Here is a 24,324-nt window from a genome sequence, read left to right as displayed (position 1 = left end):
GGAACAGAAACGTTGGACGTCATGATTGACGGAGAGACGGAAGCCCGTGCCGAGGGTCTCGCCTACGGCGCCATGGTCTTCCGGGTCACACCCGGCACCACTACCGAAATCCACAGCCACGCCAGCGAGGAGACCTGGATCGTGCAGGCCGGAGCCGGCCACTGCACCGTGGACGGCAAACGGACCGGCCTGATCGCGGGCGCCCGGGTCATCGCCCCGCCCCACGCGCGGCACACCATCACCAACAGCGGCTCCGAAGACCTCGTGGTGCTCGGCTTCTGGTGGAAGCACGAATGAGCCCGCACATCGGAATCGTTGGCGCCGGTGTGATCGGGCTCTGCCTGGCCGACGCGCTCACGCGGCTCGACGCATCCGCCTCCGTGACGGTCTTCGAGCGCGACGAGGCCGCCTCGGGCGCCACCCGTTACGCGGGCGCCATCGACATTCCCTACGCACACACCGGCCATCACCGCGCATGGGTGGAGTCGGCCCGGCACTGGTGGCGGGAACTGGACCGCTCCGGCCCGCCCATGGAGGCCGCCACCAGCGTGCCCCGCACCCCACTGCCCTTCGCCTGGCTCACGCGGGACGAGCCCGCCGCCCGGCGACTCGAGGACAACCTGGTCGTTCCGCTGCGTCCGCTGCCCGGCGCCGGGCTCGCCCAGGGAGCCTGGCATCTGCGGGCCGGGTCAACGGGGTGGTCCGGGGAGGCGCACGTCATCGACCCGCGTGCGCTGTGCACGATACTGCTCGCACGCCTGGCCTCCACGGGCCGGGTCCGGGTCTTCACACAACGCCGCGTGACCGGCATCGACCCCTGCCGTGACGGCCTGCGGATCCGTACGCCGGGCGCCCGTGACACACAGGTCGACCGCTGTGTGGTGGCCGCAGGGCCCTGGCTGCCCGGCTTCGCCGGACCACTCGGGGCGTGGGCGGCCGCACAGGGCGTGCGAACAAAGCGCGTATTCGGCCTCCGTTTCGTCCTCGCGGACGGCGTCAGGGCCCATTACGGCGTGGGATCCGCCGAAGAGGGGATCTTCTTCTTCCCCGTCGGAGGGGGCGAATACGCCATGAGCGTCAAGCACGACGTGTGGGACGTGCCGCCGTCGGAGGGTGTGCCCACGGCCGCCGTGCTGGGCCGGGCCGCCTCGTTCCTCGACGACCTCGTCGGCTGCGGGAACTGGCGGCTGACCCGGACGAGGGTGTTCACCGACACGTACACCGCGGATGCCGTTCCGCGGATCTCCCGTCTGAACCCGACGAACGGACTGTTCGTCATGACCGGCCTGCACGGATCCGGCGTACGGCTCGCCCCCGGTATCGCCTCTTCGGCGGCCGAGTCCGTGCTCGCGATCTGAAAGGAGACCCCCTTGCCGAATTCCCACATGCTCCCCGCTCCGCCCCTGGACCGCTCCCGGGGAAACGGTGCCTTCTACCGAGCCCGAGGGGCGTCCTCCATCATGCGGGCGGCCCACTTCCCCGACGAGGTACTCGCGTTCTTCCAGATGGAGAACCTGGCGGCCATGGAGACCATCGCCACCTACGGCTGTAGCGACCTCGTCGAGCTCGGCTGCTACGACGGCCGGTCCTTGGAAATCGCCCGTGCCGCCGGCATCGACTACCTGGGCATCGACCTGAACACGGCGGCGGTCGACCTGCTGCACCAGCGCATCGCCGACGAACGCCTGCAAGGGCGGGCGCGAGCTCGGGTGGGCGACGCCACCCGCAGCCAGGACTGGATGGGCGAGGTGACGGGCCCGCGGCCCCTGGTCCTGCTGCCGTTCAACCTGCTGGGCAACTTCCCCGACCCCACGGTGCTCCTGAGGAGCGTCGAACAGGTCGGCGGGATCGCCCTGCTGTCCGTCTTCGCCGAGACCCCGCGCGCCACGTCCGTGCGACGCGACTACTACCGGGCCTGCGGGATCAGCCCGCTCGCGGAGGCCCCGGGCCCCTACGGCGGCATCGAGTTCCGCTCCGGCGACCACTTCCGCTCCCAGTCCTTCAGCCGTGACGCGCTGGTGGAGCTGAGCACGTCGTGCGGAATCTCCGTGCTGGGCGAGACCACGAACCGGGTGGGCCACTGTCTCACCGTCTGCCTCGGCCAAAAGGAGACGCAACCCCGTGAACACTGACCTTTCCTTCGCGCAGGACGAGGACGCGGTCCGCCGGGCCTGGCCGGTGTTCGCACAGCTACGCCCCCACATCGGCGACGCGGAGGAGCTCGTGCGGCGCTGGCGCAGGCAACAGTCCGAGGGCTACCGGCTGGTCCTGGCCCGCCCCGAGGGCAGCCCGACGGTGCTCGGCGCCGCCGGATTCCGCCTGCTGACCACCATGGCGTGGGGCCGGGTGCTCTACCTGGACGACCTGATCGTCGACGAGGCTTCGCGGGGCACCGGCCTCGGCGGACAGCTGCTCGACTTCGTCAAGGCGGTCGCCGGCTCCGAAGAGTGCGACCAAGTGCACCTGGACACCGGCTACCACCGGCATGCGGCCCACAACACGTACCTGAGGGCCGGATTCCGTTTCAACTGCCACCACCTGGCCCTGCCCCTGAAGGAAGCATGACCCCACAGATCGACCAGGACATAGTGATCGTCGGGGCCGGTCCCAAGGGTGCCGCCCTCGCGGCCAAGGCACACGTACTCAACGAACTCGGCGTGACGTCGCTGCGCGTGCGGATCCTCGAACGCGCCGAGGTCGCCTCGCACTGGACCGGCCGGCACGGATGGACGACCGGCACGGAACTGCTCGGCACCCGGGCCGAGAAGGACATCGGCTTTCCGTACGACAGCACGGGCCGGTTCGGCTCCCTCGGCAAAGAGATCGACGCCCGGATGCGGCTGTTCTCTTGGCAGAGCCATCTGGTGGACGCCGGGCGATACCGGGGATGGGTGGACGCCGGACAGCCCAGACCGACGCACCGGCAGTTCGCCGCCTACCTCGCATGGGTGCTCGACAGGGCCGTCACCGGCGTCCGTCTCCAGCACGCGGAGGTGACCGCCATCCGCCACGGCGGCGGGCACTGGCGCCTGGAGTCCCGTGACGCCGACGACGGTACGCCGGGCAGCACCGTCTGCGCCGGTCTCGTGCTCACCGGACACGGGGTCCCCAATTCCCTGCTGCACGATCCCCGGGTCGCCTCCCGCCTGATCACGGCCGCCGAACCCCGCGAGCACGTGCGCGCGAGGGACCTCGGACCGGGAAGCAGGGTCTGTCTCGTGGGCGCGGGAGAGAGCGCCGCCTCCTTCGCCCAGTTCCTGTGGGACACGTTCGGCGAGGACATCGCGGTATCCGTCATCTCCCCTTCGCTCCCCCGCTCCCGTGCCGAGTCCCCCGCCGAGGACATGGTGTACTCGGATCCCGGAACGGCCGGCTGGACGCACCTTCCGGAGGCACAGCGACGCGAGTTCATCAACCGGACCGATCGGGGCGTGATCTCGCCTGCGGCCATGACGGCCCTGGCCCGCAACACGGGCCTCACGTACGTCATGGGCCGGGTCAGGTTCGTCGACCTGAGCCCCACCGGCCGCGCCCGGGTCATCGTGGACCAGCCCGACGAAGTACTGCGCGAGGACTGTGACCTCGTCGTCAACTGCACCGGGACCTCGCCGCTCGCGCAGTTCCGCTCGCTGCTGGACCCGGCCTCCGCGGCGGAAGTGGAGGGACGGCTCGCGGCCCCGCTGGCCGACACCGGGGCCCTGATGCGGGAGATCGACCCGTCACTGGCTCTGCGGGGACTGCGACCCCGGCTCCACGTCCCCGCTCTGGCAGGGCTCGCACAGGGCCCCGGCTTCGCCAACCTCAGTTCGCTCGGGCTGCTCAGTGACCGCGTCCTGGGCGTCTACCGACACACCAGGGACACCCCGCCCCCTACCGCCCGGCCCGCTGCGGCCGCGCGCCCGACCTGGGAACATTCATGATCTTCTTCATCGAGGCACCACTCAGCGGCAGCGGACTGTCCGCACTGACCTGGGCGCTTGACCACGGTGTCGCGGCGGCACTCGTCACCACCGACCCGGCCAAGTACCGCAAGGTCCCCGGCAGCGAGGCCATCGAGCGGCTCGCCGAGGCGGGCGCGCTCCACGTCGTCAGCACGACCGAGGGCGAGCACGTCCCGGAGGAACTCATCACCGCCGCATCCGCCGCGGACGAGGAACTCGTCGGTGTGGTGTGCCTGCTGGACCGGCACCTGCTCTTCGCGGCCGCGCTGGCCGAACGGATCGGAGCCCCCTTCGCATCGATCGATACGGTGCGCACCATCCGCGACAAGCGCCTCGCACGCACCATGTACGAAAGGCTCGGCATCGCCTCGCCGCGTTGGACGGCGCCGCGCGACGAGGCGGAGTTCGTCGCCTTCATGGCCGAGGTCGGCGGTCCCGTGGTCCTGAAGAACTGCAGGGGCACGGGAAGCCTCGACGTCGTGCTCTGCCGTCCCGAGCAGGGCGGCGCCGCCTTCGCGCGGATGACGGAAGCCGACCGGTACCTCGACGGCGCCCTCATGGCCGAGGAATACCTCCGCGGCCCGCTGTACAGCCTCGAAACCCTGGTCACGGACGACGGACGCGCTCACCACCTGGGCTTCACCGACCGTCAGCTGGGCCCCGCACCCACGTTCTGCGAGGTCTCCTACACCTTCCCCGTCGAGGTGCCCGAGGCCCCGGCGCGGGACATGCGCGAGGCGGTCGACAAGATCGTGCGGGAGTGCGCGATCCCGCAGGGCATGCTGCACACCGAGTTCGTCCTCACGAAGAACGGCGCCGTCATCGTGGAGGTCAACGCCCGCCCCGGCGGGGGTCTGCTCCCGCTGATGATGGACGACTGCCTCACCGTCCCCCTGCCCGAGCTGCTCTGCGCGGCAGCACTCGGCCAGAGCCTGCCCGAGGTGGCCGCCAACGGCCGCCATTCCAGCACCGTCACGGTCTACGCCCCCGCCCGCGGGCAGATCCGCCGTGTCGGCGGTCTGGAGCACGCGGCCACGCAGGGGTACGTGACGCAGGTCGTCACCGGAGCTGGGGCGGGCGACGAGGCGCGCACCGCACAGGACTACCGGGGTGCGGTCTGCCAGATCCGCACCCTCGGTGACACGCCGGGCATCGCGTTCAACGCCGCTCTGAGTACGGCCCGCGAGATCGAGATCGACGTCGAACTCCCGAACGGAGTGACCGTATGACCGGCACCGGAACAGCGACCGCCACCTCACTCCGCACCACGGGCGCCGGAGGCACCCGCCGGATTCCCCTCGCCGTCTTCTTCGTCAACCTCGCGCTCAGCGGAAACAACGCCCTGGTCGCGGCGACCCTCTACCGGCTCACCGGCAGCGCCTCGAACTTCGCCCTCGTGCTGATCTCGAACTTCGCCATCGCCGCGCTCGTGCAGCTGGTCGCCGGCCAGGTCGTGGACCGGATGGGTGCCGGACGACTCGCGGTCGTGAGCGAGACCTTCGCGTGCGGGGCCATCGCCCTCGAAGCCGTCCTCTCGCTGCGGGCCCATCCCGCGACGGCGATGGTGGGCGCGGCCGCCCTGGTCAGCGTGGTGCAGGCGTTCTACCGTGCCGCGATGTTCTCCTTGTCGCCGCAACTCGCCGCCAAGGAGCGGCTGGCCTCGCTCAACGCGAGGATCAACGCGGCGTTCCAGGCGGGCACGCTGCTCGGCGCGCCTCTCGGCATGCTCATGCTCTGCTTCCGGCCGGTATTCTGGGGTTTCGCGGTGCTGGCCCTGTCGTTCGCGACCGCCGCGGGCATCCTCAAGAGCCTGCCCCGCAAGAGCCCCGCCGTGCCCGGCGCGGGCGGGTCACAGGACGAGCGCGGCGGTCTCATCCGCGCACTGTGCGAGCAGCGTGGCCTGATGCTCCACATCGTGATCTGTTCGGGCGACTACGTCGCCGTGTCCATGTTCACCCTGATCGTGGTGCCGCTGGCCACCGACAGGTTCGGCGGCGGCACCCTGACCATGGCCCTGGTCAACGCCGCTCTGCCCGCCGGCGTCATCCTGTCCACTCTGGTGCCCTGGGGGGCCCGGTCGAACGGAAACCCCCTCACGCTCCTGACGGCTTCGATGTCGGCCCTGCTCGCCGCCTTCCTGCTGCTGCTCCCCTCGTGGGGCCTGCTCGTCACGCTGCTGTGCGTGGCCGTGGTCGGTTTCACCGCCGGCTGCTCCCAGACCCTCCTCATGACCGCACTCCAGGTCCGTACCCCCCGAGAGGTCCTGGGCCGTGTGGGATCGCTCCGGCTCTTCGTCGCGTCCGCCCTCGGTGCGCCCACGCTCGCCCTCGCGTCGTACCTGCTGGACAGCGGCGGAGTCCGCACGGCGCTCATGTACTGCGCGGGTGTCGAAGGCCTCTACCTGGCCTGTGTGCTGGCCCTCTCGCGCCGGTGCCTGTGGGGCGACCGGCTGTTCATGTCGCGAGAAGCGGCTTCCTCCAATGCCGGCGAAGCTGCCGGCTGACGGGACGGGGAAACATCATGGAGATCAAAGAACTGCACGGCCTCACCGTCGCCCTCGCCGATGTCCGGGAGGCACTGGACACGGACTGGGAGACGCACCGGGGTCACGTGGAGATCGTCCGGGTCATCGACCCGCCCGAGAGCAGCCGGCGAGCCCTTGCGCAGGCCGGGTTCTTCATCAAGCCCAGCTGGCTGACCTGGGTCGCCGACGCCTGCGACAGCGAGGCCCGGTTCCTCGCCGGGCTGCGCCGCAAGGAACGGCAGAACGTGAACACCGCGCGCCGTCGGATGGCCGAAGCGGGCGTCGTGATCGACGTCGTCCCCCTCGACGCGCCCTTGCTGGATGCGTTCCTGGACCTCTACCGCCGCCAGGTCGCCACGATGCGCAACGCATTTCCCGTCGCCGTCCAGCAGCGCGAGCAACTCCTCTCCCGTGCCGCCGAGTTCTTCGTGGTACGTGCCGTCGACGGCGACACCGTCGTCGGGGCGTGCATCAGCCAGTGCCTGCCCGAGGTGGGTCTGGTACGCCTGCGCTTCTCGGCCGTCGACGAACCGGGGCGCGACCGGAGCCTCTCACGGGTCATGTACGTCCGGGCTCTGAGCGAGGCGAGGACGCGCGGCCTGAGGCAAGTCAGCCTCGGAAACGACCCCAACCTCTACGGTCACATCGTGGAAACGGGTCTGTTCGACTTCAAGAGCCGGCTGGGGTTCACCGCCGTGCCGTCCCAAGGCGTCGCCCCCTTCGCCGGCAACGACACGGCCGAACTCATCCTGGACCGGTCGGCGCTCTCCTACCCCTCCCTCTTCCTGTCGTACGAAGGGGAGGCGGACGGTCCGCCGATGGCGCGCACGCTTCGCATGGAGTACCTCGGGCATGCGGACAGCCCGGACCTGCCCCGGTACGCCAGCGCCTTCCCGGGGGAGGTACGGGTCCACCCCTGGGTGTGACCCGGGGCGCCGGTCGGGTGAAGGTCACCCGGCCAGGAGGATCCCCGCACACGCTCAACTCCCGGCTCGCGGGTGCTGGGGCCGTAGACCCCGTCGGCCTTCTGGTTGGTCGCGCTCTGCAGCGACCGCACGGCCGTCTCGGTCTTGGCACCGTAGATGTCGTCGGTACCCCGGTGTCCATGCCGTAGCAGATACTCAGGGCGAGCTGGAGTTGCTCGACTGCGGGCCGTTTGAGCCCCGGCCCATGACACACGAGGTGGACCCGCCGCTGGGTGCGGGGACCTGCGTCCAGTACCCGCCCCGGGTAACGCCCTTGGAAACGCCGCAGTAGCCGTCGGCTGCCGAAGCCGTGGGAGCGGTGGCGAGGATGCCTCCCGCGGTGGCCGCGAGGGTGGTCAGAACAGCCAGAGTACGCATCACGTGTGTGTTCTCCAAGGGTGTTCAAGGGAGGGCAAGGACTGGTGGCCGGCCCTGCGCAGGAATTCCCCACCAGCGCTGGAGTGCCCCTTCCTGCTCCGGCGTCACCAGAATCCAAGCTGGAACCGAGCGTCAAGGTGCGCGCTCCGCGCGGTGATCGTAGACACCCAGCGCACAGAACTCGATGGGGCTGAGCAGCCCTATCTCAACCGAACGTGATCCGCTGATTTCTCCTGGTCGGGCGTGGGTTACTCGCGGCGAGGGAGGCAGCTGCGACCTGTTGGCGCGCGGGTTCGCCGCTCGCCTCGTGGGCGGACCCACGGTAGATGCGGGGGAGGCAAAGCCGGCCGCGTACGGGAGCGAATACACGTTCATCGGCGCAGCCGACACCCAACGCCGCGTCGCCGGGGTGTTCGTCGCCCATCCATCAGCAGCTCGACCAGCCCCGACTGTGGTCGGCCGCCGCACGGCTCATGCCCCTGTACGCCAAGACACTCCCCGGCTCCGACGGCAACACCGCCCTCCGCGACGACCGCACCACCGCCCTCGCCCTCGCCACCCAACTGCGGCGCATCTTCGATACGGCCGGGTCGTACGAGCAGACCTACCACTACGCCGTCCCCTGGTGGCGACTCGATGCTCGCCCGCGACGGCCTCGCAGACGCCTACCGAGACTGGCTCACGGTCACTTGACCTCGGCACCTGATACCTCCTCGATCCTGAGACGTGACGTCATGGATGACGAGGTGGTGTTGGTCCAACCGGAGAGCCTGCCGCGCATCCAGCAGCAGCGCACGACCGTTCGGGTGCCGCCCCCACTTGGCTCGGCTCTCAACGGACTGAGGAAGCACGGTGAGCAACAGCCCTTCGACGGGTCGGGGCCGCCCGCTCCTTCACTGTCCGGGCCGAGCCGTCGCCTGGGGCACATTCGATGCCGCGCGCCCTGTCTCACGGGGCCTCGCTTGCTGAGGTGCAGGACTGTTCGCCCCGTTACAACGCGACCGGTTCAGGCCGGAAGGCATGGTCAATGTTCTCCTCTACCCACGACCGAAGCGCGTTGAGCGGGACCGCGGCGCTCTGCCCGAGGGAGGTGAGCTCGTACTCGACGTGCAGCGGAACGACGGGATAGACGGTGCGGTCGAGGATGCCGAAGTCCTCAAGGCGGCGCAGCGTCTGAGTGAGCACCTTGGGACTGACGCCCTGGAGCTTGCTCCGGAGTTCCCCGAAACGCTGGGGCCCGTCCTCGAGGGCGCCGATGGCCAGCGCGGACCACTTGTTGGCGAGCAGGTCGAGCAGTGCGCGGCACGGGCACTGGGCGGCATAGACGTCATGGTGCGCGTGCTGGCCGCTGGGGCAGGTGGCCGTCATGATCACTCTCCTCAACAGGTTACTTCCCAATGGGAAGTAACAGATCTTGAAGGTAACCATATTCCCGGGGATAGCGTCAGCGACGTCAACGGGAGGCCCGCCGAGGGCCTTCCGCAGAGTGCCCCTTCAGGAGATGACGCATGTCCGCAGACACGATGCGCTCGGTGGTTCAGGACGGTTTCGGCGGTCCGGAGGTGCTGCGCATCCAGCAGGTCCCACGCCCGGTACCACTCCCCACCGAGGTGCTGGTACGGGTGCACGCGGCCGGGATCAACCCGGTGGACTGGAAGACCCGCAGTGGCTCCGGCATGGCCGGGCTGCTGGGTGGGCCGCCGTTCACCCTCGGCTGGGACGTGTCCGGGGTGGTGGAGGAAGTCGGTTTCGGTGTGACCACCCTGAAGGCCGGCGACGAGGTGTACGGCATGCCGTGGTTCCCGCGCGCCGCGAACGCCTACGCCGAGTACGTGACCGCCCCGGCCCGCCAGTTCGCCCTCAAGCCCACGACCCTCGACCACGTGCACGCAGCCGCCGTACCGCTGGCCGCGCTGACCGCCTGGCAGGCCGTGGTCGACACCGCTCACCTGCATGCCGGCCAGCGGGTCCTGGTCACCGCCGCCGCCGGCGGGGTCGGCCACTTCGCGGTCCAGTTCGCCCGGCACCTCGGCGCCCACGTGATCGCCACCGCCAGCACCGCCCGCCACCCCTGGCTCAGGGAACTCGGCGCCGACGAGACCATCGATTACACCAGCACCCGCTTCGAGGACGTCGGCGTCGAAGTCGACGTCGTCATCGACCTGGTCGGCGATGCCCACGACCGGACCAGCACCCGCTCGCTCAAGGTCCTGCGCCCCGGCGGCCTGCTGGTCGCCATCCCGGCCGGCGTCTCCCCCGGGCTGGCCCAGGCCGCCGAGGCAGCCGGCATGCGGGTCACCCCGTTCCTGGTCGAGCCGGACGGAGCCGCGCTGACGACGATCGCCGACCTGATCGACGCCGGCCATGTCGCCGTCGAGGTGGAGGAAACCTTCCCGCTGGAGCAGGCCGGGGCGGCCCACGCTCGGGGCGAGGCTGGCCGCACCCGCGGCAAGCTCGTCCTCACCGTCGCCAACTGACCACCCCGGTAGGAACTTTGGAGTCAGGCATGTACTACGAGATCCGCCGCTACCAGGCGCAGCCCGGACGCCGCGAGGAGTGGGTGCGCTACATGGAAGACGTCGTCATCCCCTTCCAGACCTCCCTGGGCATGGACGTGACCGCCTCCTTCGTCGACGACCAGGACGAGGACGGCTACTTGTGGATCCGCCGGTTCGAGGACGAGGCCCAGAGCGAGGCCCTGTACGCAGCCGTCTACCACCACGACCGTTGGAAGAACGAGATAGGCCCGGTCGTCTACGGCCTGCTGATCCCCGAGAAGACCGTCGTCACCCGCGCGGTCCCCACCCCCGCCTCACCACTGCGGTGACCCGGCCGCACCACTTGTGCCCCAAACGTCACCACCCGCAAGGCAAAGCCATAAAGGACCACTCATGAGCAGTGACACACTCGCAATGGCGTTCCCCTCCTCCTCTATCACCCGGATCGCAGCGGGCGCACTGATCTCTGCGGTACACACGGCCGCCGCCCGGATCGGTTTCACGGCGGCTGTCGCCGTCACCGACCCCGGCGGGCACCTCAAGGCGTTCGACCGCGCTGATGACGCGCCCTTCCTCACCGCCGAGGTCGCCGTCGACAAGGCATGGACCGCGGCCTCCTTCCACACCTCCACCCACACGTGGAACGACTACCTCGCCAATCCAAGCATCGCGCCGCTGAGCGGCCACCCGCGCCTGATGGCGGTCGGCGGCGGCTACCCGATCATCGACAACGGCCGGTGCGTCGGAGGCCTCGGAATCTCCGGCGGCAGCTACGAGCAGGACCAGCAGGCCGCTGAAGAGGCCCTGGCAGCCGTCGGGTTCGAGGTGCCCACCCGCTGACCCCGCCCGATCAGCCTGTACGGCCCGCCAGCGCAGCCATGGGGGCGGGCCGTACGGCCTTTCACGCTCCGAGACCATCGCGCCGTCCACCTTGCCCGCCTTGGCCGGACCTCTTGTGGCACCCGTCCGCAGATCAGCGGGGGCTGCCTGGGGAATCAACCCGAGCAGCTCCGAGGCAGCCCTTGACCGCGTGGTGGGGGGATTCAGGGCTCTGACCGGAGTTCCGTGAAGTGCCGATCCGACGTACGCCTTGAGTGACCTGGCGTCGGCGGACCTGGCACGGTCGTCTCCGATCTCGCCGAACACCCGGGCACGGGTCTGCGAGCCTCGGCCGGCGAAGCTGAGCAGGATCTCAATGTCTGGGTGCTGGCGAAAGGACACTTCGGCCGCCTCCGCGAGTTCGTCGGCGGCGATGCGCACGGCGTCAAGCTGTCGAAGCAGCGCGAATATCTGCTGGCCGAAGGCATGCTCGACGAGGGGCAGCTGGTGGGCGAAGTCCGAGCGGAAGACCGCGCGATGCCGCTCGGCCTCACCTTGAGGTCCCGCCGGCGGCGGCGGCCGGTTCGCTCGAGCGCCTCGGTGATCTGCGTCCGCGTCAGCCGCGGAGCCTTGGCCGGAGTGGGGGCGGCCTTCAGGAGTTCGCGGGCTTGGAGACGGCTCAAGCCGTTCTGCCAGGCGACGAACGCTTCGAGGCAGCCGGATATTCGTTTCGTGCCGTGCGGCAGGCGCCCTACCGTGGCGCGGTGACGACTCAGATGATCATTCTCAACGGTGGGTCCAGCTCGGGGAAGTCCGGGATCGTACGGTGCCTGCAGGCCGTACTGCCCGATCCGTGGCTGGCGTTCGGGGTCGATTCGTTCGTCGACGCGATGCCCGCGAAGATGCAGGCGTCGGACGAGGGGATCGTGTTCTCCGCGGATGGCAAGGTGAACGTGGGGGCGGACTTCCGGGCGCTGGAGGCTGCCTGGATGGACGGCGTCGTGGCGATGGCCCGTGCAGGCGCCAGGGTCATCATCGATGACGTCTTCCTCGGCGGAGCGGCATCCCAGCAGCGGTGGCAGAACGCACTGGGCGACCTGGCCGTGTTGTGGGTCGGCGTCAGGTGCGAGGGTGCGGTCGCCGCGGGTCGTGAGGTCGCAAGAGGAAATCGCACCCAGGGCATGGCCGCGTCACAGGCGGACGTGGTCCACGCGGGTGTGCTCTATGACTTGGAGGTGGACACGACGCATACCGAGTCCCTGCTGTGCGCACGCACCATCGCCGCCCACGTCCGCTGATCGCAAGATCGGCGCCCGCGGCGGGGGCCGTAACGGCCTGGCTACGTGTTCGACCCCACGGCCGCGCGCTCTCATCGCACCGTCGGCCGTGGTTACGGACGGCGTCCGCGGGGAAACCCTGCCTTTCGGGGGGTGGGGCGATGCCGGGACCGCTGTGCTACACCGACGCCGTGCGACTGCTCGGGAGGAACGGGCCGGTCGCGGACGCGCTGGACCGCACTGTGAGCAGCCTCCTTGCGGCGGCCGTCGGGCCCGCGCCCGAGCTGGTGCTTTCGCTCCTGGGGGGCGATGCACGACTGGCAGGCATCAGCCACTCACTGGTGTCGAACTTGAGCGAGCGGATTCAAGGCCTCAGCCGGTTCGAGCGGAGCGAGCGGCTGGCCGCCGCTCACGCAGTCATCGTAGTTGCCGCCTACGGCGATGCGATGAAGCGGGCGCCTCTCCCCTTCGAGGTGGACGAACTGGAAGCGACCCGGGCCGACTCGGTCCGGTTGGCCACCGGTGACGCCCCCGAGTCCGGCCGCCTCGGCGCCGTCGCCGACCACCTGTTGCGCTCGCGCCTGCCGCTTCCCTCACCGCATGCACCGTATGAGGCGACCCTGACCGCGCTGCACGGCTTCTACGCCGCCATGTCCGGGTATATGGAGGCGTACGTCCGCGGCCTCGCGCTCTGGGACCGGCTCACGCCCGCCGCGCGCGAGGAAACGCGCGCGGCCCTCAACGCCCACGTTCCGGATGCCGCGCTGGCGTCCTACGAGGAGATGTTCCACCAACTGGCCGTTGACTTCCCTGAGGTGGGGGTCTGGGCCGACCGGATCGACCACCGAGCGACCCGGGTCGCGGTGCGCCGTCTGGAGGAGACCGTCACACGCCTCGCGGACGGCGACCTCCCCCGTGGCCGGCTGTCCGCCCTGCGCCGTGCAGCTTCCCTGCTGCTGGAGGCCCCGGTCCTCGGAGCGCAGGAAACGGCCGTCGAGATGTCGATCCCCACCCTGCGCGAGGCGTACGTGAGCACCGACTTCCGGGTAGCGGAATTCGGCGCCGCGGACCGGTTGGCCGGTGCGGCATGGTGGCAGCAGCACGAGGTGCGCGGCGGACTGGACACCTTCCTGGAGGGCTTTCTGACGGCGCCCAAGGCGGTCGAATCACCGATCATGCTTCTGGGGCTTCCCGGCTCCGGAAAGTCGCTCCTGACCAAGCTGCTCGCGGCCAGGCTTCCGGCCGATGACTTCCTGGTCGTACGGGTCCCCCTGCGGGACGTACCCGCCGACGCGGGCGTGCAGGACCAGATCGAGACGGCGATACGGCAGGCGACGGGCGAGCGGACTATGGACTGGGCGGACGTAGTGCGCACAGCCGGGCGCGCGTTGCCGGTCGTCCTCCTCGACGGCTTCGACGAACTGCTCCAGGCAACAGGACTCCACCAGTCCGATTACCTTGAACGAGTGTCCGCCTTCCAGCAGCGCGAGGCGGCACTCGGCCGACCGCTGGCCATCGTCGTGACCAGCCGCACCGTCGTCGCGGACCGGGCGAACGGCAGCGGATCCTGTCGACGCGTGGCAAGCCACGATGCTGCTCCTGGAGTCCCAGCTCCAAGCGGAGGAATGGCGGGCGCTGGCCGACCGACTGTGGCTGAGGCGGATCTGGGACGGGGACCGGCGCGACATCACGGTCCGGCTGGGAGAGGGCGTGGAGGACGTCCCCACGATCGACCCGTACTGGACGTACCGCTTCGGGCCCGGCAGCGAGCGGCGACGTCGCTACATCGGCTGGCAGCGCACCAACCCGCACGCACTGGCACAGGACGCCCACCTGAAGTGCGCCGCGGAAACCGACGCGCTGCTCCATCTGGCTCAAGGATTCGACGAGCTCGGTCTTGATAGGGCCGTCACCGGCTACGGCGTACAGCAGGCCGGTGAGCCGGTATCCGGTGCCCTGCTGCTCCTCAGACTGTGGGGCACTGGCGGCCGATTCTCAGCCGTGCATCGGGAGGCGATGCGGGCGGCGCTGCTCTGCTTCGACCCGGCCGCGCCCGAGTTCATCAAGCGTTATCTGGCCATCGTGTTGCGCCAGTGGGAGTTGGCCGGACGCCCTGTGCCCGGGCAGTGGGTGGAGCGGGCGCATCGCCTCATCGACGCCCAGGGGCCCATCGAGGACCTGCGTTCGTTGCTCGACGAACTGCCGCACCCGCCGATCTGACCAGGCTCTCCGTACCTGGCGGGGACCAGCCTTGAGGGAGTCGGGCTGGATCCGCTGCCTGACCGGGAAGCATCCAGCCTGGCCGCATGGCTGCACTCCCCTGTCCGGGCGGTACAGCCGTTTGGCGAGACCTCGCGATGACCTACCTCACGACCCGCAGAATCACCGCCGAATCCACGCCCGCATGGCGCGGACGATGAATCACGCTCAACCTGGTGATCCGGGCTGAAACTGCGGGGTGAAGCGACCTCTATGGGCGGATCACGCGGAGGTAGGCCACCTCGTAGGACATCTCCGACACGTTCCTGTCGGGGGCCGGGTGGTAACGGCCCGCACAGACCGAGAGGTTGACGATGAGGTACGCGCGCCAGCGGCGTCCCACCCCGCGCCGGTCGGCGAAGACCTGCTTGCCGTTGACCCACCACACCACCGAGCCGGATCCGAACTCCACCTTGAGGTCCACCCAGCGGCCGGGGCCGATCGCCGGGTCGCGGTGGTAGTGGGAGGCACCCTTGACGTGGTTGGACAATTCGAGGAGGTCCGGGTTGTCCGGGTGGTACTCGAAGACGTCGATCTCGTTGTCGCCGTCCAGCCAGGTCCAGATGGCGGGCCAGGCCCCGCGCTCGGCCGGCAGCCGTACCCGGGACTCCAGCACGTCCCCGGTCCGCACCATGAACCCTTCGTCGCTGTTCTCGGTGGTCAACAGGCCCGTGTTCCACTTGCCGTCGGGGCGGCGGGTGGCTTTGAAGGTGCCACTGCGGCTGAAGGACGCGTCCGGCACGAGATAGTCCAGCTTGTTGTCGCCGGGATTGGTGGGTCCGCCGTTCGGATAGGCCCAGGAACGGCCCGCGACCCACTGGCGGGTCGAGCCGAAGTCCGCCGTGAAGACCGGGGCCGGGGCGCTCGCCCGGGCGGCGCCGTCACGTTCGGGAGCGGACGCGGAAGTCGAGGTGGAGGTGGGGCGTCCGAGGAGCCGTCGGATCCGGTCGAGAACCTGAGTGAGCACATCGCTCCTTCCCGAGAACACGATCCCTTGCAGCATGCCCGATTCCGGTTAAATGCATACCGGTCCACCGGTTTGTGATTTCACCCGCCAGTGAGGAACCCCCGCAGCGTCTACACCGCGATGATCGAGGAGAGCCATCCCGGTGGTTGTCCGGCCAGGCCGGGAGGGCGGGGATCGCTTCGCACCCGGATCAAGTGCGCGCGGGAGGTGGGGGCGAGGGAGGCGGGCTTTCGGTGCGGCGGATATCGTTCGCTGCGGCTGCAGGCACCCTCGGGGGCACTCCCCGCCGGCGGCACCCGCCTGGGCACCTGCCGGGGGCACGCACGCTCCGGCCACCGGCTCCCGCCCAGGTGCCCGAGGTCGCCTCCGGCCGGGAGTCCAAGCGTCCAGGAGACCCGGACCGCAACCAGCGGCCCTTCCCCGGATGTTCCCCGCGCAGCCGCACATGCCTGACCGTCACGTGCCGCGCCGTGGTACCCGTATGCCATCAGTCCCGTACGCCGATCGCGCCTGCGCGGCGGCACTCGGAGCAGGAGAAGTAGTAGTGGAAGCAGGAGACCGCATCTATGCAAACCATTCGTCAGAAACGCCGACTTGCAGGGCGTTTGGCCATACCTGCGTGGGCGGCCGCCTCGCTGGGACTAGCCGTGCTCGGCGCCACCGCCGTGATGCCGTCGGCTCCGGCCGCGGCGACCGCGGGCACCGCAGTGGGATCGGAGACGTCCACGCCGTTCGCCGCTCGTGGTGAGGGCTATTACTGCTTCAGGATCCCCTCCCTGGTGACCACGCGCTCCGGCGCCCTGCTCGCGTTCGCCGAAGGCAGGGTCAGCACGTGCAGCGACATCGGGCACAACGACATCGTGATGAAGAAGTCGACGGACGGCGGCAAGACATGGGGTCCGTTGACCGTCGTCGCCGGCGCGAACGACGACGACGCGTACGGCAACCCCTCGCCGGTCGTCGACGCCGTGACCGGCCGCATCACCGTGCTGTACGCCACCAGCGACTGGAGCCAGCGCCCCGACGGGTCCCTCGACCGCGGTGTCCGGAGCCTGCGGGTGGCGCACAGCCTCGACGAGGGAGCCGTCTGGAAGGAAGGCGCCCCGCTCGGCCACCTCAAGCCCGCGGACTGGACCTGGGTTTCCACCGGGCCGGGCCACGGCATCCAGCTCGGCCGCGGCGCGCACCACGGCCGGCTGATCGTCACGGGAGACCACGCGACCAAGGACGGCAAGAGCGGCGGTCAGCTCTACTACAGCGACGACGGCGGCCTGAACTGGGCCCTCGGCGCGCGCTCCGACGTCGAGAGCAGCAGCGCGGCCCCGGGTGAGCTGACGGTCGCGGAGACCACCGACGGCGGCCTGTACGTGAACGCCCGGAGCTCGGCCAGGTGCGACACCAACGAACACCGGCTCTCCACCACCAGCGCCGACGGTGGTGCGTCCTTCGCCGCGCCCTTCACTCCCGTGGCCAACTTCGACACCGCCCCGGTCTTCGGCTCGCTGCTGCGGATGAGCGCCAAGGACATGGGGGGTGCCCGGGACCGCCTCCTGCTCTCCGCCCCCGCACGGCTGGGCCCGAACACCCTGGAGGACCGACGCGAATTGGCCGTCCGCTCCTCGTACGACGAGGGCAGGACCTGGCAGACGGCCGGCACGGTGGTGACACCGGGCCGGGCCGGCTATTCGGACCTGACCCTGTCACCCACAGGAACCATCGGCGTGCTGTACGAGAACGCGAACAACATCCCGCACGGCAACGTGAGCTTCACCTCCTTCACCGAGAGCCGGATGGACGCAGCCCAGCAGGAGCTTCGCCTGCCGCGCACCACGGACACGGGCCCGAACGACTACCGCAACCACGCCGTCATCCACGGCGGGGCGCAGCTCACCGACCGCGGCTCCGGCAAGGCCATGGCCTTCGACGGCCAGGACGACTACCTGCGGATCGTCAGCTGCTCCCCGTCGCTGCGCCTGGGCCAAGGTGACTTCACCGTCACGGCGTGGTTCAAGCACTCGGCCACGTCCGGCGGACTCCCCATCGTCTGGGGGTACGGCATGGGTGACCAGGTCCGGCAGTTCTGGCTGAAGGCCGAGCCGGGCAAGAACCAGCTGCGTGCCGCCATCAACACCGGTGATGCGTACGCGGAGGTGAAGACCACCTCCTCGTACAACGACGGCAACTGGCACCACGTCGTCTTCAAGCGACAGAACGGCCAGCTCGTGCTGTCCGTGGACGGAGGCCAGGAGTTCACCGCACCCGCCAAGGCCGGGGACATCACCCCGGCCGGCGAGTTCACCATCCACGTCGGTGCCCGGCCCGACTTCCCCAACCAGCCGGCCGGGGTCACCGAGCTCTTCAAGGGCGGGCTCGACGACGTCCGGATATTCGGACGCGGGCTGACGGCAGAGGAAGCCGGCAGCGTCCGCAATGGCTCACTCGACGTGGCGGCCGACCAGGAACGCCTGCGGCTGGGCTTCTCCACCATCTGGTGAAACCGTCCCGGCGGCGCGGTGGTGGAGGGAACGTCCAGCGAATCCGACGCATACGCGCCCGCCGGGCCCGCACCACAGGTGGTGACGGCCCGGCCGCCGCAGGACGCCGCCGGACCGGGCACTGGGCCGGGGCAGCGCACCGGCGATCCTCGTCGACCTCGTGGGGCGGGTTCGTCATCACGGCCGCGGGAACGAACCGACAAACGGGTTGCCGGGCTCGCCCACGCCGCCGCGCCGGCCCCGGACACCGGGGAAACTCCGCAGGACCTGACCGGCAAGTTCGACCCGCCGCCGCTCTTCTCGCACCCGGACTCCGACGATCGGGCGGCTGCGGATCGCACGCGACGGCATCGCCGACTTCGGCGGAGACCACCCGGAGGCCGAGCAGCAGCTCGTACGGGGACCCAGGACTCGGCGGCGGAGGCGTGCTCGACGCCAGCACGGACTGCCCGGCCTGCCGGACGAAGCCCAGCGGCAGACTCGCGTCCGCCGGCCGAGCCGTCACGCGCGCTGCGGGCCCGCCGCCGTGGCCCGGCAGAGGGTACGTCCGGACCTGCGCCGGGTGCCGACCTTTCCTGTCGAGCCGGCCTTGAGACACACCAGGGCTTCCGAAGGCACTCAGGATCGGCCACCATGAAGGTCCGTCGGCGATCCGAGGGTGCGGATGAGCGAGGATGGGGACGTTCCGGACGGGCAACCGGCACAGGTCGGACCCGCGCCGTGGCTGGCGCTGGCCTGTCTGGTCGGACTGCTTCTGGCCTACCTCGTGCTGACGAACTTCACCGCAGAGCTGCGGGCAGCGCTGTGGGGCGAGCCGGGGACCGTGGCCGCAGCCAGGTGCCGGACGTACGACAACACGGTGGCCAACGCGGGAACGTCGACGTCCTGCTCGGGCACCTTCACGCCCGACGACGGCCGCTCCTCCTACGACGTCGCCGTCGAGGGCGACACCAGCTCGCGGCCAGCCCGTGCCTGGCTGGTGGACGGCGCGTCTGGCACCGCGTACGTCTCACCGACGGTGTGGACGGGGGTGCTTCCGGTGGGGCTCGCCCTCCTCTTGGCCGGCCTTCCCGTGGCGGTGGCGGCGAAGCACGCGCACCGCGTCCGCGTACGGCGCGCGAGGGTCCGATTTCAAAGACCAAACCCAGAACAAGATTGAGGTGCCCGTGACGGTGGCCCTGTAGGACTCGAGGGTCTTGTCATGGCGAGCGGCCGCGCCACGCCACGCCACCGCTGAAGCATGCTCGACGCCGTTGCGAAGCTTGTCAGCCTGCCGGTCGAAGTCCGTACGGCCACCCCCGTGCAGCTGACGCGGCCGGGCCCTCAGCCTGCGGCCCGCACATCGTGCGGGCGTTCTTGCTCACCGCCGCACCGGGGCAAGAGAGGTGGGGGCGGCCCCCGGCGCAGCAGGCGGGTGTCTCAGGGATTATGCCGAGTGAGGGAGATGTTCAGGGCGGCGGCAAAGACGCGCCAGGCGGAGTAGGGCGGCAGGGCGCGGGCGGCGACCGGGTCGGTCCGTGAGGTGCGCCGGATGAGTTCGGCGTTGCTGAGGTCGAGGACCAGCGCGCCGGCCGACCCTGCCTACGGACTGCGGCGGCGGAAGAACAGCCACGTCCATCCGGCATTGAGTGCCGGGTTCACCCCAAAGGGGGCGGCAAGGCGGGCACCCTCCCGCCCACGGGCGCGGCCGAGCGCATGGCCGGCGGCGAAGGCGATCGACGCATACAGAGCGGCGTCCACACCACGCCGAACGCCCACGACGGCGGCTGCCACGCGGACTTGCCGCCGCTACCGTGACCGCGGCCGCCGCGTACCGCTTCCAGGGGACGGACCCCACTCCCGGCCATCTGGCCGCCTACGCCGGCCTGGCACCGGTCACCAGGTGTTCAGGCTCCTCCACGACGCCGCATCGACGCGCTGTTCGCCATGCTCCGAGACGGCACCTTCTACGAGCCCCCAGCCGCCACCGCCGCTTGACGAAAACCATAGGGGCACCTTTTGAGACCGTCGAGTCGGCAAGAATCCTGGTCGGCCGCCGATATGGCCGCACCACCGATGCATTCATCGGCGCCAGCACGGGCATGCGTGCACGGCCGCACCTCCTCGTCCTGCGCCGCCACGACGACCAGGGCCGGCTGCGCGAGAGGCGAACGGGTCGTACCCGTACGTAACGGGGTGCCGCCCTTTCTGCCGCGTCAGCCCAGGAGCCCGGTCAGTACTGCCGTCGTCGCGTTCAGCAGCTGCTCAGCGGCCGGACCGCCCGCGGCCGTACGGGCGAGCAAGCCCTCGCGAGCGGCCAGGACCACCTCGGCGGCTTGCTCGGCAGCAGCCCCGGCCGGTACCAACTCCGGCAGAACTCGCTCCAGCAGGACCGCCACCGCCGCTGTCACCGTGCGGTCGTGCGCGGCTACCCGCTTGGCGAGCCCGGGCGTACGGGCGGCCAACAGGCGGAACTCCAGGAAGAGCAGGATCCAGCCGGTTTCGGCGTCCTCGACCCGAAGCAGCGCCTCGACCAGCCGCCTCGCCCGTTCCCCGGGCTCCAGCTGTTCGGCCGCGGTGGCCAGCCGCTCCAGCTCGGCCATTCGCCCGGCGGCCTGCTCGTCGAAGAGCGCCAGCAGCAGGTCCTCCTTGGTGGCGAAGTTCGAGTAGAAGGCTCCGCGGGTGTAGCCGGCGGCGGTGCAGATGTCCTCGATGCTCGTCCGCGCGTACCCCGCGGACAGGAACAGCCCGCCCGCCGCCGACAGGATGCGGGCTCTCGTGTGGACGCGGCGCCGCGGAGGGCGGGGGGCGGCGGATTCGGCCGGGGAGGAATTCACAACATCACGATACATGGTGTATTCAATACAGGTCGTATTGAAACGAGGCCGCGAGAGGACCACCACCATGAGCCGGTTGCTGATCACCGACGCCCACCTGCTCCACCCCGAGACCGGCACCCGTACCGACCTGGCCTGGATCGAGGTCGCCGACGGCCGGATCGCCGCCACCGGCACCGGCCGCCCGCCCGGCATCGGGCAGAACGTGCGGGTGCTCAACGCCGCCGGCGCCACAGTGCTGCCCGGCCTGATCGACGCCCACGTCCACCTGCTGGTCACCTCCCTGGACCTGCCCGCCATCGCCTCCTGGACGCCGGGGTACCTGACCGTGCGGGCCCTGGCGGAGGCCGAACGGATGCTGCGCCGCGGCTTCACCACCGTCCGCGATGTCGGCGGCGCGGACCACGGCATGGCGCGGGCCCTGGCCGAAGGGCTGGCGCTCGGCCCCCGGCTCGTCCACGGCGGAAAGGCACTCTCCCAGACCGGCGGCCACGGCGACCTGCGCCCGCTGGGGGACGACTCGGCGCCCTGCTGCGAGAACCGTCCGAACTTCGCCCGGATCGCGGTCGGGGGGGCCGCCCGCCCCGCGGCGGGCCCGGACGCGGTAAGCCCGGGCGCCCCCCCGCCCGGCCGCAGCCCCGAACGCCGCGCCACCGCGGCGCCGCCGGGCCGGGCCCCCCCCCCCCCCCCCGCGGCGGCCCGTGACGAGTTCCGCAAGGGCGCCGCCCACCTGAAAGTGCTGCTCTCCGGCGGGGTCGCCTCGCCGCACGACGAGATCGCCGCCGTCCAATACAGCGAGGCGGAGATCCGCGCCGCCGTGGAGGAGGCGGAGAACCACAACCGTTACGTCACCGTGCACGCCTACCACCCGCGTGCCATAGACCGGGCCCTGCGGGCAGGCGTGCGCTGCGTCGAGCACGGCAACCTGATCGACGACGCCACCGTCGCCCTGCTGCTGCAGCAGGACGCCTTCCTGGTGCCCACCCTGGTCGCCTACGAGCGGACGGCGGAGCTCGGACGGCAGTCCGGCCTGCCGGAGCCGTCCTACCGCAAGCTCACCGAGGTCCGCGACCACGGGCTGGCCGCCCTCGAGAAGGCCCACCGGGCGGGGGTCAACCTGGTCTACGGCAGCGACCTGCTCGGGCCGCTGCACTCGGCCCAGTTGGAGGAGTTCACGCTGCGCGCCGAGGTCCAGCCCGCCGCGGACGTGATCCGCTCCGCCACCAGCACGGCGGCCCGCCTGCTGCGGATGGAGGGCGAGATCGGCACCCTCGCGCCGGGCGCGCACGCCGACCTGCTCGTCGTGGACGGCGACCCCCTGGCGGACCTGGCCGTCCTCACCCGTCCCGAGCGCCACCTTCGGCATGTGGTCAAAGCCGGTACCGTCCTCTGAGAAGGCTTCCGCCACCCGGCAGGACTCGCTTGCGCACGAGGCCGAAGCCGGCCCGGCCGTACATCAGGCGCTTGATCATTTTGATCCGGTTGGCGTGGCCCTCGACGACGCCGGAACTCCAGGGCGGTGTCAGGCCGGCGGTGACGGCGGCGAGATCCCGTTCGAGACCGTCGACGAGGGCGTGGAGGTCGGGCAGGTCGTCGGCGCGGACCGCCTTGATCCACTGCGGGAGCCGATCACCCTGGAGCTGGGTGCATGGTGATCAAATACCTATTGAGCCTCAGAAGGGTGCTTTTCTGGCACCAAAGCGAACGAACGCGCGTTGTGCAGCTCGTGTAGCCGTCCTGCGAACAGAATCGCCCAGGTCAGAACATCTTCGCCGAAGGGTTGGTAGCGATGCAGCGGATCGGGCGACGTACTGCGGCTGGACTTGCAGCAGTTGTACTTCTGAGTGTCGGCTCAGGCGGCGCAGCTGCGGCAGGTGATCCGGACCCTGGCAGTTCCGTGCTGATCGTGAACAAGGGGGACAACAACAACATCGCGGGCCGGGATCTCATCGTCGGGAACGACAACACCGTCGGTACCGGCCACACCATCACGCAGGGCGGCCTGTCGCAGACTCCGGCCACGTCGGCAACTCGCCACGTGGTCGCTTTCTACCAGACCGGCACCACGACAGGAGACCCCGGCCAGCCCTATGTCTCCCCCGCGCCCCTGGCCGGGCAGGCCGACGTGGTCGAGGTCGCCGCGTTCCACCTCAACGACCCCGCGCAGTACCCCATCCTCACCCTCAACAGCGACGCTCCCTCCGCCGCGAAGTACGTCCCCATGTGGCGCGACGTGGCCGCGCTACAGGCGAAAGGACTCAAGGTCACCGCGCTCCTCGGAGGCGCAGCCCCCGGCACCTACACGCGCCTCGACCAGAATTTCGACATGTACTACCCGCCCATCCGCGACATGCTCAAGACCTACAAGCTGGACGGCATCGACCTCGACGTCGAAGAACCCTTCACCGAGGCCACCGCGGAACGGCTGATCAACCAGCTGCGCACCGACTTCGGGCCCAGCTTCCTGATCACCCTCGCTCCGTCTCCCACCAGCCTCTCCCTCGCCAACGGCAGCAGCCTTCCGCAGCTTGACTACCGCACCCTCGAGAACAACGTCGGCGCCAAGATCAACTGGTACAACGCCCAGTTCTACTGCAGCAACGGCAGCCTGGCCGACACCAGCGACTACGACGCGATCATCCAGAACAACTTCCCCGCCTCCAAGGTCGTCGCAGCCGCCATCACCAACTCCAACCTCGACTGCGCCGGCTACGTCCCCATGCCGACCCTCCAGACCACCCTGCGCACCTTGGCCACCAGGTACCCCGCGTTCGCCGGTTCGGCAGGCTGGGAATATGCGCTGTCCGCCGACGTCAACGAACCGGGATGCCCCACTGGTCCCGCCAACTGGTACTGCGCAGTACGCCACTCCTTCACCGGCAACACTGCCTGAAGCACCTCGCTCCCTGCCAGACGACTTGCAGGGACCTGCTCACGCCCCGGCCCCTGTACGCCGTGCTCCTGGGCGTCGTCGGACTGGGAACGGGAGCTGCCGGCAGTACTCCCGGGTTGCCGGTGCGTGACGTGCAGACGAACCAACTGGCGCAGGCAATGTCGACGGTGCAGCTGACCCGGGTGGTTTCCGGCTGAGCGGTACCGGCAACGGCCGCCCCGCCGTGGTGCAGCCGTCCACAGGGCTGCTCTCGTGCGGCCTGCCGGCCGGGGCAGGGCTGCTCTCCACCTTGCCGTGGCGAGAAGGCCCGGAGGTGGCGAACCACGAGGAACACGTCCCGCAACCCGCACCGTACGCATGGCAGCGCGCCAGCCGAGCACGACGCGCGCCGCCCAGTGGCCGGTTCGGCACCCAGCCTGTCTCTGATGCGCAACTGCCGCTCCCGACGAAATGGTGCGTCACGAGCTCCGCGGCGCCCCGCTGACGCAGCGC

The 24,324-nt window shown here is 70.1% G+C and carries 22 protein-coding genes and 4 pseudogenes; 20 read left to right on the top strand and 6 right to left on the bottom strand.

Going from position 1 to position 24,324, the window contains the following annotated elements; genetic code table 11:
* Positions 1-21: 21 nt before the first annotated feature.
* The 8 genes from ACFXA3_RS03355 to ACFXA3_RS03320 are packed head-to-tail and all read left to right on the top strand — an operon-like array spanning position 22 to position 7,391.
* A complete protein-coding gene (locus ACFXA3_RS03355) occupies positions 22-297 on the top strand; it encodes a cupin domain-containing protein (protein ID WP_385181232.1) in 276 nt (91 codons plus the stop codon).
* Positions 294-1,358 (top strand): NAD(P)/FAD-dependent oxidoreductase, encoded by a 1,065-nt coding sequence (locus ACFXA3_RS03350; protein WP_385181229.1) that lies wholly within the window; start codon positions 294-296, stop codon positions 1,356-1,358. Before ACFXA3_RS03355 ends, ACFXA3_RS03350 begins: the two co-directional genes overlap by 4 nt.
* Before the next feature lie 12 nt (positions 1,359-1,370).
* Positions 1,371-2,132, top strand: coding sequence for a class I SAM-dependent methyltransferase (locus ACFXA3_RS03345; protein WP_385181226.1), 762 nt, complete (start codon positions 1,371-1,373; stop codon positions 2,130-2,132).
* Entirely contained in the window at positions 2,122-2,565 is a 444-nt protein-coding gene (locus ACFXA3_RS03340) for a GNAT family N-acetyltransferase (protein ID WP_385181224.1), read from the top strand. Before ACFXA3_RS03345 ends, ACFXA3_RS03340 begins: the two co-directional genes overlap by 11 nt.
* Positions 2,562-3,920 carry a SidA/IucD/PvdA family monooxygenase gene (locus tag ACFXA3_RS03335; RefSeq protein WP_385181222.1) on the top strand — a complete coding sequence of 453 codons (1,359 nt, stop codon included), beginning with the start codon at positions 2,562-2,564 and terminating at the stop codon, positions 3,918-3,920. The genes ACFXA3_RS03340 and ACFXA3_RS03335 overlap by 4 nt, the downstream gene beginning before the upstream one ends.
* Entirely contained in the window at positions 3,917-5,170 is a 1,254-nt protein-coding gene (locus ACFXA3_RS03330; protein WP_385181219.1) for an ATP-grasp domain-containing protein, read from the top strand. Before ACFXA3_RS03335 ends, ACFXA3_RS03330 begins: the two co-directional genes overlap by 4 nt.
* Positions 5,167-6,444, top strand: a complete 1,278-nt coding sequence (locus ACFXA3_RS03325; protein WP_385181216.1) for an MFS transporter — start codon at positions 5,167-5,169, stop codon at positions 6,442-6,444. The genes ACFXA3_RS03330 and ACFXA3_RS03325 overlap by 4 nt, the downstream gene beginning before the upstream one ends.
* 17 nt (positions 6,445-6,461) lie before the next feature.
* Entirely contained in the window at positions 6,462-7,391 is a 930-nt protein-coding gene (locus tag ACFXA3_RS03320; protein WP_385181214.1) for a GNAT family N-acetyltransferase, read from the top strand.
* Positions 7,392-7,519: 128 nt separating this feature from the next.
* Here the strand turns inward: ACFXA3_RS03320 and ACFXA3_RS03315 are convergent.
* Together ACFXA3_RS03315 and ACFXA3_RS03310 are read right to left on the bottom strand one after the other, a co-directional pair.
* Positions 7,520-7,642: pseudogene (locus ACFXA3_RS03315) on the bottom strand (hypothetical protein); the annotation flags it as partial.
* 1,156 nt (positions 7,643-8,798) lie between these two features.
* Positions 8,799-9,176 (bottom strand): winged helix-turn-helix transcriptional regulator, encoded by a 378-nt coding sequence (locus ACFXA3_RS03310; protein ID WP_385181212.1) that lies wholly within the window; start codon positions 9,174-9,176, stop codon positions 8,799-8,801.
* A gap of 140 nt (positions 9,177-9,316) precedes the next feature.
* On the opposite strand from ACFXA3_RS03310, the gene ACFXA3_RS03305 reads away from it, so the two are divergent.
* The 7 genes from ACFXA3_RS03305 (at position 9,317) to ACFXA3_RS03275 (ending at position 14,622) form a co-directional block, all read left to right on the top strand.
* A complete protein-coding gene (locus ACFXA3_RS03305) occupies positions 9,317-10,285 on the top strand; it encodes an NADP-dependent oxidoreductase (protein ID WP_385181209.1) in 969 nt (322 codons plus the stop codon).
* Positions 10,286-10,314: 29 nt separating this feature from the next.
* Positions 10,315-10,635, top strand: a complete 321-nt coding sequence (locus tag ACFXA3_RS03300; RefSeq protein ID WP_385181207.1) for an NIPSNAP family protein — start codon at positions 10,315-10,317, stop codon at positions 10,633-10,635.
* 64 nt (positions 10,636-10,699) lie between these two features.
* The gene (locus tag ACFXA3_RS03295) at positions 10,700-11,146 is read left to right on the top strand and encodes a heme-binding protein (protein ID WP_385181204.1); all 447 of its coding nucleotides are present in this window, start codon (positions 10,700-10,702) and stop codon (positions 11,144-11,146) included.
* A gap of 363 nt (positions 11,147-11,509) precedes the next feature.
* Complete coding sequence (locus ACFXA3_RS03290; RefSeq protein WP_385181202.1) at positions 11,510-11,893, top strand: hypothetical protein; 384 nt, start codon at positions 11,510-11,512, stop codon at positions 11,891-11,893.
* Positions 11,890-12,423, top strand: coding sequence for a chloramphenicol phosphotransferase CPT (gene cpt, locus ACFXA3_RS03285; RefSeq protein ID WP_385181200.1), 534 nt, complete (start codon positions 11,890-11,892; stop codon positions 12,421-12,423). The genes ACFXA3_RS03290 and cpt overlap by 4 nt, the downstream gene beginning before the upstream one ends.
* Positions 12,424-12,563: 140 nt before the next feature.
* Entirely contained in the window at positions 12,564-14,303 is a 1,740-nt protein-coding gene (locus tag ACFXA3_RS03280; protein ID WP_385181197.1) for a hypothetical protein, read from the top strand.
* Between the two features lie 115 nt (positions 14,304-14,418).
* Positions 14,419-14,622, top strand: a complete 204-nt coding sequence (locus tag ACFXA3_RS03275; RefSeq protein ID WP_385181194.1) for a hypothetical protein — start codon at positions 14,419-14,421, stop codon at positions 14,620-14,622.
* 250 nt (positions 14,623-14,872) lie between these two features.
* On the opposite strand, the gene ACFXA3_RS03270 is transcribed toward ACFXA3_RS03275, so the two are convergent.
* On the bottom strand, positions 14,873-15,628 hold the full coding sequence (locus tag ACFXA3_RS03270; RefSeq protein ID WP_385181192.1) for a beta-glucanase: 756 nt from the start codon (positions 15,626-15,628) through the stop codon (positions 14,873-14,875).
* Between the two features lie 605 nt (positions 15,629-16,233).
* Between ACFXA3_RS03270 and ACFXA3_RS03265 the strand changes: the two genes are divergently transcribed.
* Together ACFXA3_RS03265 and ACFXA3_RS03260 are read left to right on the top strand one after the other, a co-directional pair.
* On the top strand, positions 16,234-18,123 hold the full coding sequence (locus tag ACFXA3_RS03265; protein WP_385181189.1) for an exo-alpha-sialidase: 1,890 nt from the start codon (positions 16,234-16,236) through the stop codon (positions 18,121-18,123).
* Positions 18,124-18,787: 664 nt separating this feature from the next.
* Positions 18,788-19,282 (top strand): hypothetical protein, encoded by a 495-nt coding sequence (locus ACFXA3_RS03260; RefSeq protein WP_385181186.1) that lies wholly within the window; start codon positions 18,788-18,790, stop codon positions 19,280-19,282.
* Between the two features lie 260 nt (positions 19,283-19,542).
* Here the strand turns inward: ACFXA3_RS03260 and ACFXA3_RS03255 are convergent.
* A pseudogene (locus tag ACFXA3_RS03255) lies at positions 19,543-19,863 on the bottom strand (TspO/MBR family protein).
* Between the two features lie 41 nt (positions 19,864-19,904).
* On the opposite strand from ACFXA3_RS03255, the pseudogene ACFXA3_RS03250 reads away from it, so the two are divergent.
* Positions 19,905-20,100: pseudogene (locus ACFXA3_RS03250) on the top strand (transposase); the annotation flags it as partial.
* 218 nt (positions 20,101-20,318) lie between these two features.
* On the opposite strand, the gene ACFXA3_RS03245 reads toward ACFXA3_RS03250, so the two are convergent.
* Positions 20,319-20,939: a TetR/AcrR family transcriptional regulator gene (locus tag ACFXA3_RS03245; RefSeq protein ID WP_385181183.1), complete on the bottom strand. Its 621-nt coding sequence runs from the start codon at positions 20,937-20,939 to the stop codon at positions 20,319-20,321.
* Positions 20,940-21,006: 67 nt separating this feature from the next.
* On the opposite strand from ACFXA3_RS03245, the gene ACFXA3_RS03240 reads away from it, so the two are divergent.
* Positions 21,007-22,332, top strand: coding sequence for an amidohydrolase family protein (locus tag ACFXA3_RS03240; RefSeq protein WP_385181181.1), 1,326 nt, complete (start codon positions 21,007-21,009; stop codon positions 22,330-22,332).
* Here ACFXA3_RS03240 and ACFXA3_RS03235 read toward each other — a convergent pair.
* Positions 22,310-22,579: pseudogene (locus ACFXA3_RS03235) on the bottom strand (transposase); the annotation flags it as partial. The gene ACFXA3_RS03240 and the pseudogene ACFXA3_RS03235 sit on opposite strands and share 23 nt — an antisense overlap.
* 257 nt (positions 22,580-22,836) lie before the next feature.
* Between ACFXA3_RS03235 and ACFXA3_RS03230 the strand changes: the two are divergent.
* Positions 22,837-23,832: a glycosyl hydrolase family 18 protein gene (locus ACFXA3_RS03230; protein ID WP_385181178.1), complete on the top strand. Its 996-nt coding sequence runs from the start codon at positions 22,837-22,839 to the stop codon at positions 23,830-23,832.
* Positions 23,833-24,324: the final 492 nt, after the last annotated feature.

Origin of the sequence: Streptomyces sp. NPDC059456 (assembly GCF_042750055.1) — a bacterium.
GTDB lineage: Bacteria > Actinomycetota > Actinomycetes > Streptomycetales > Streptomycetaceae > Streptomyces.
The sequence above is the reverse complement of the archived record's forward strand: the minus strand, read 5'-3'. Positions and strand labels throughout refer to the sequence as shown.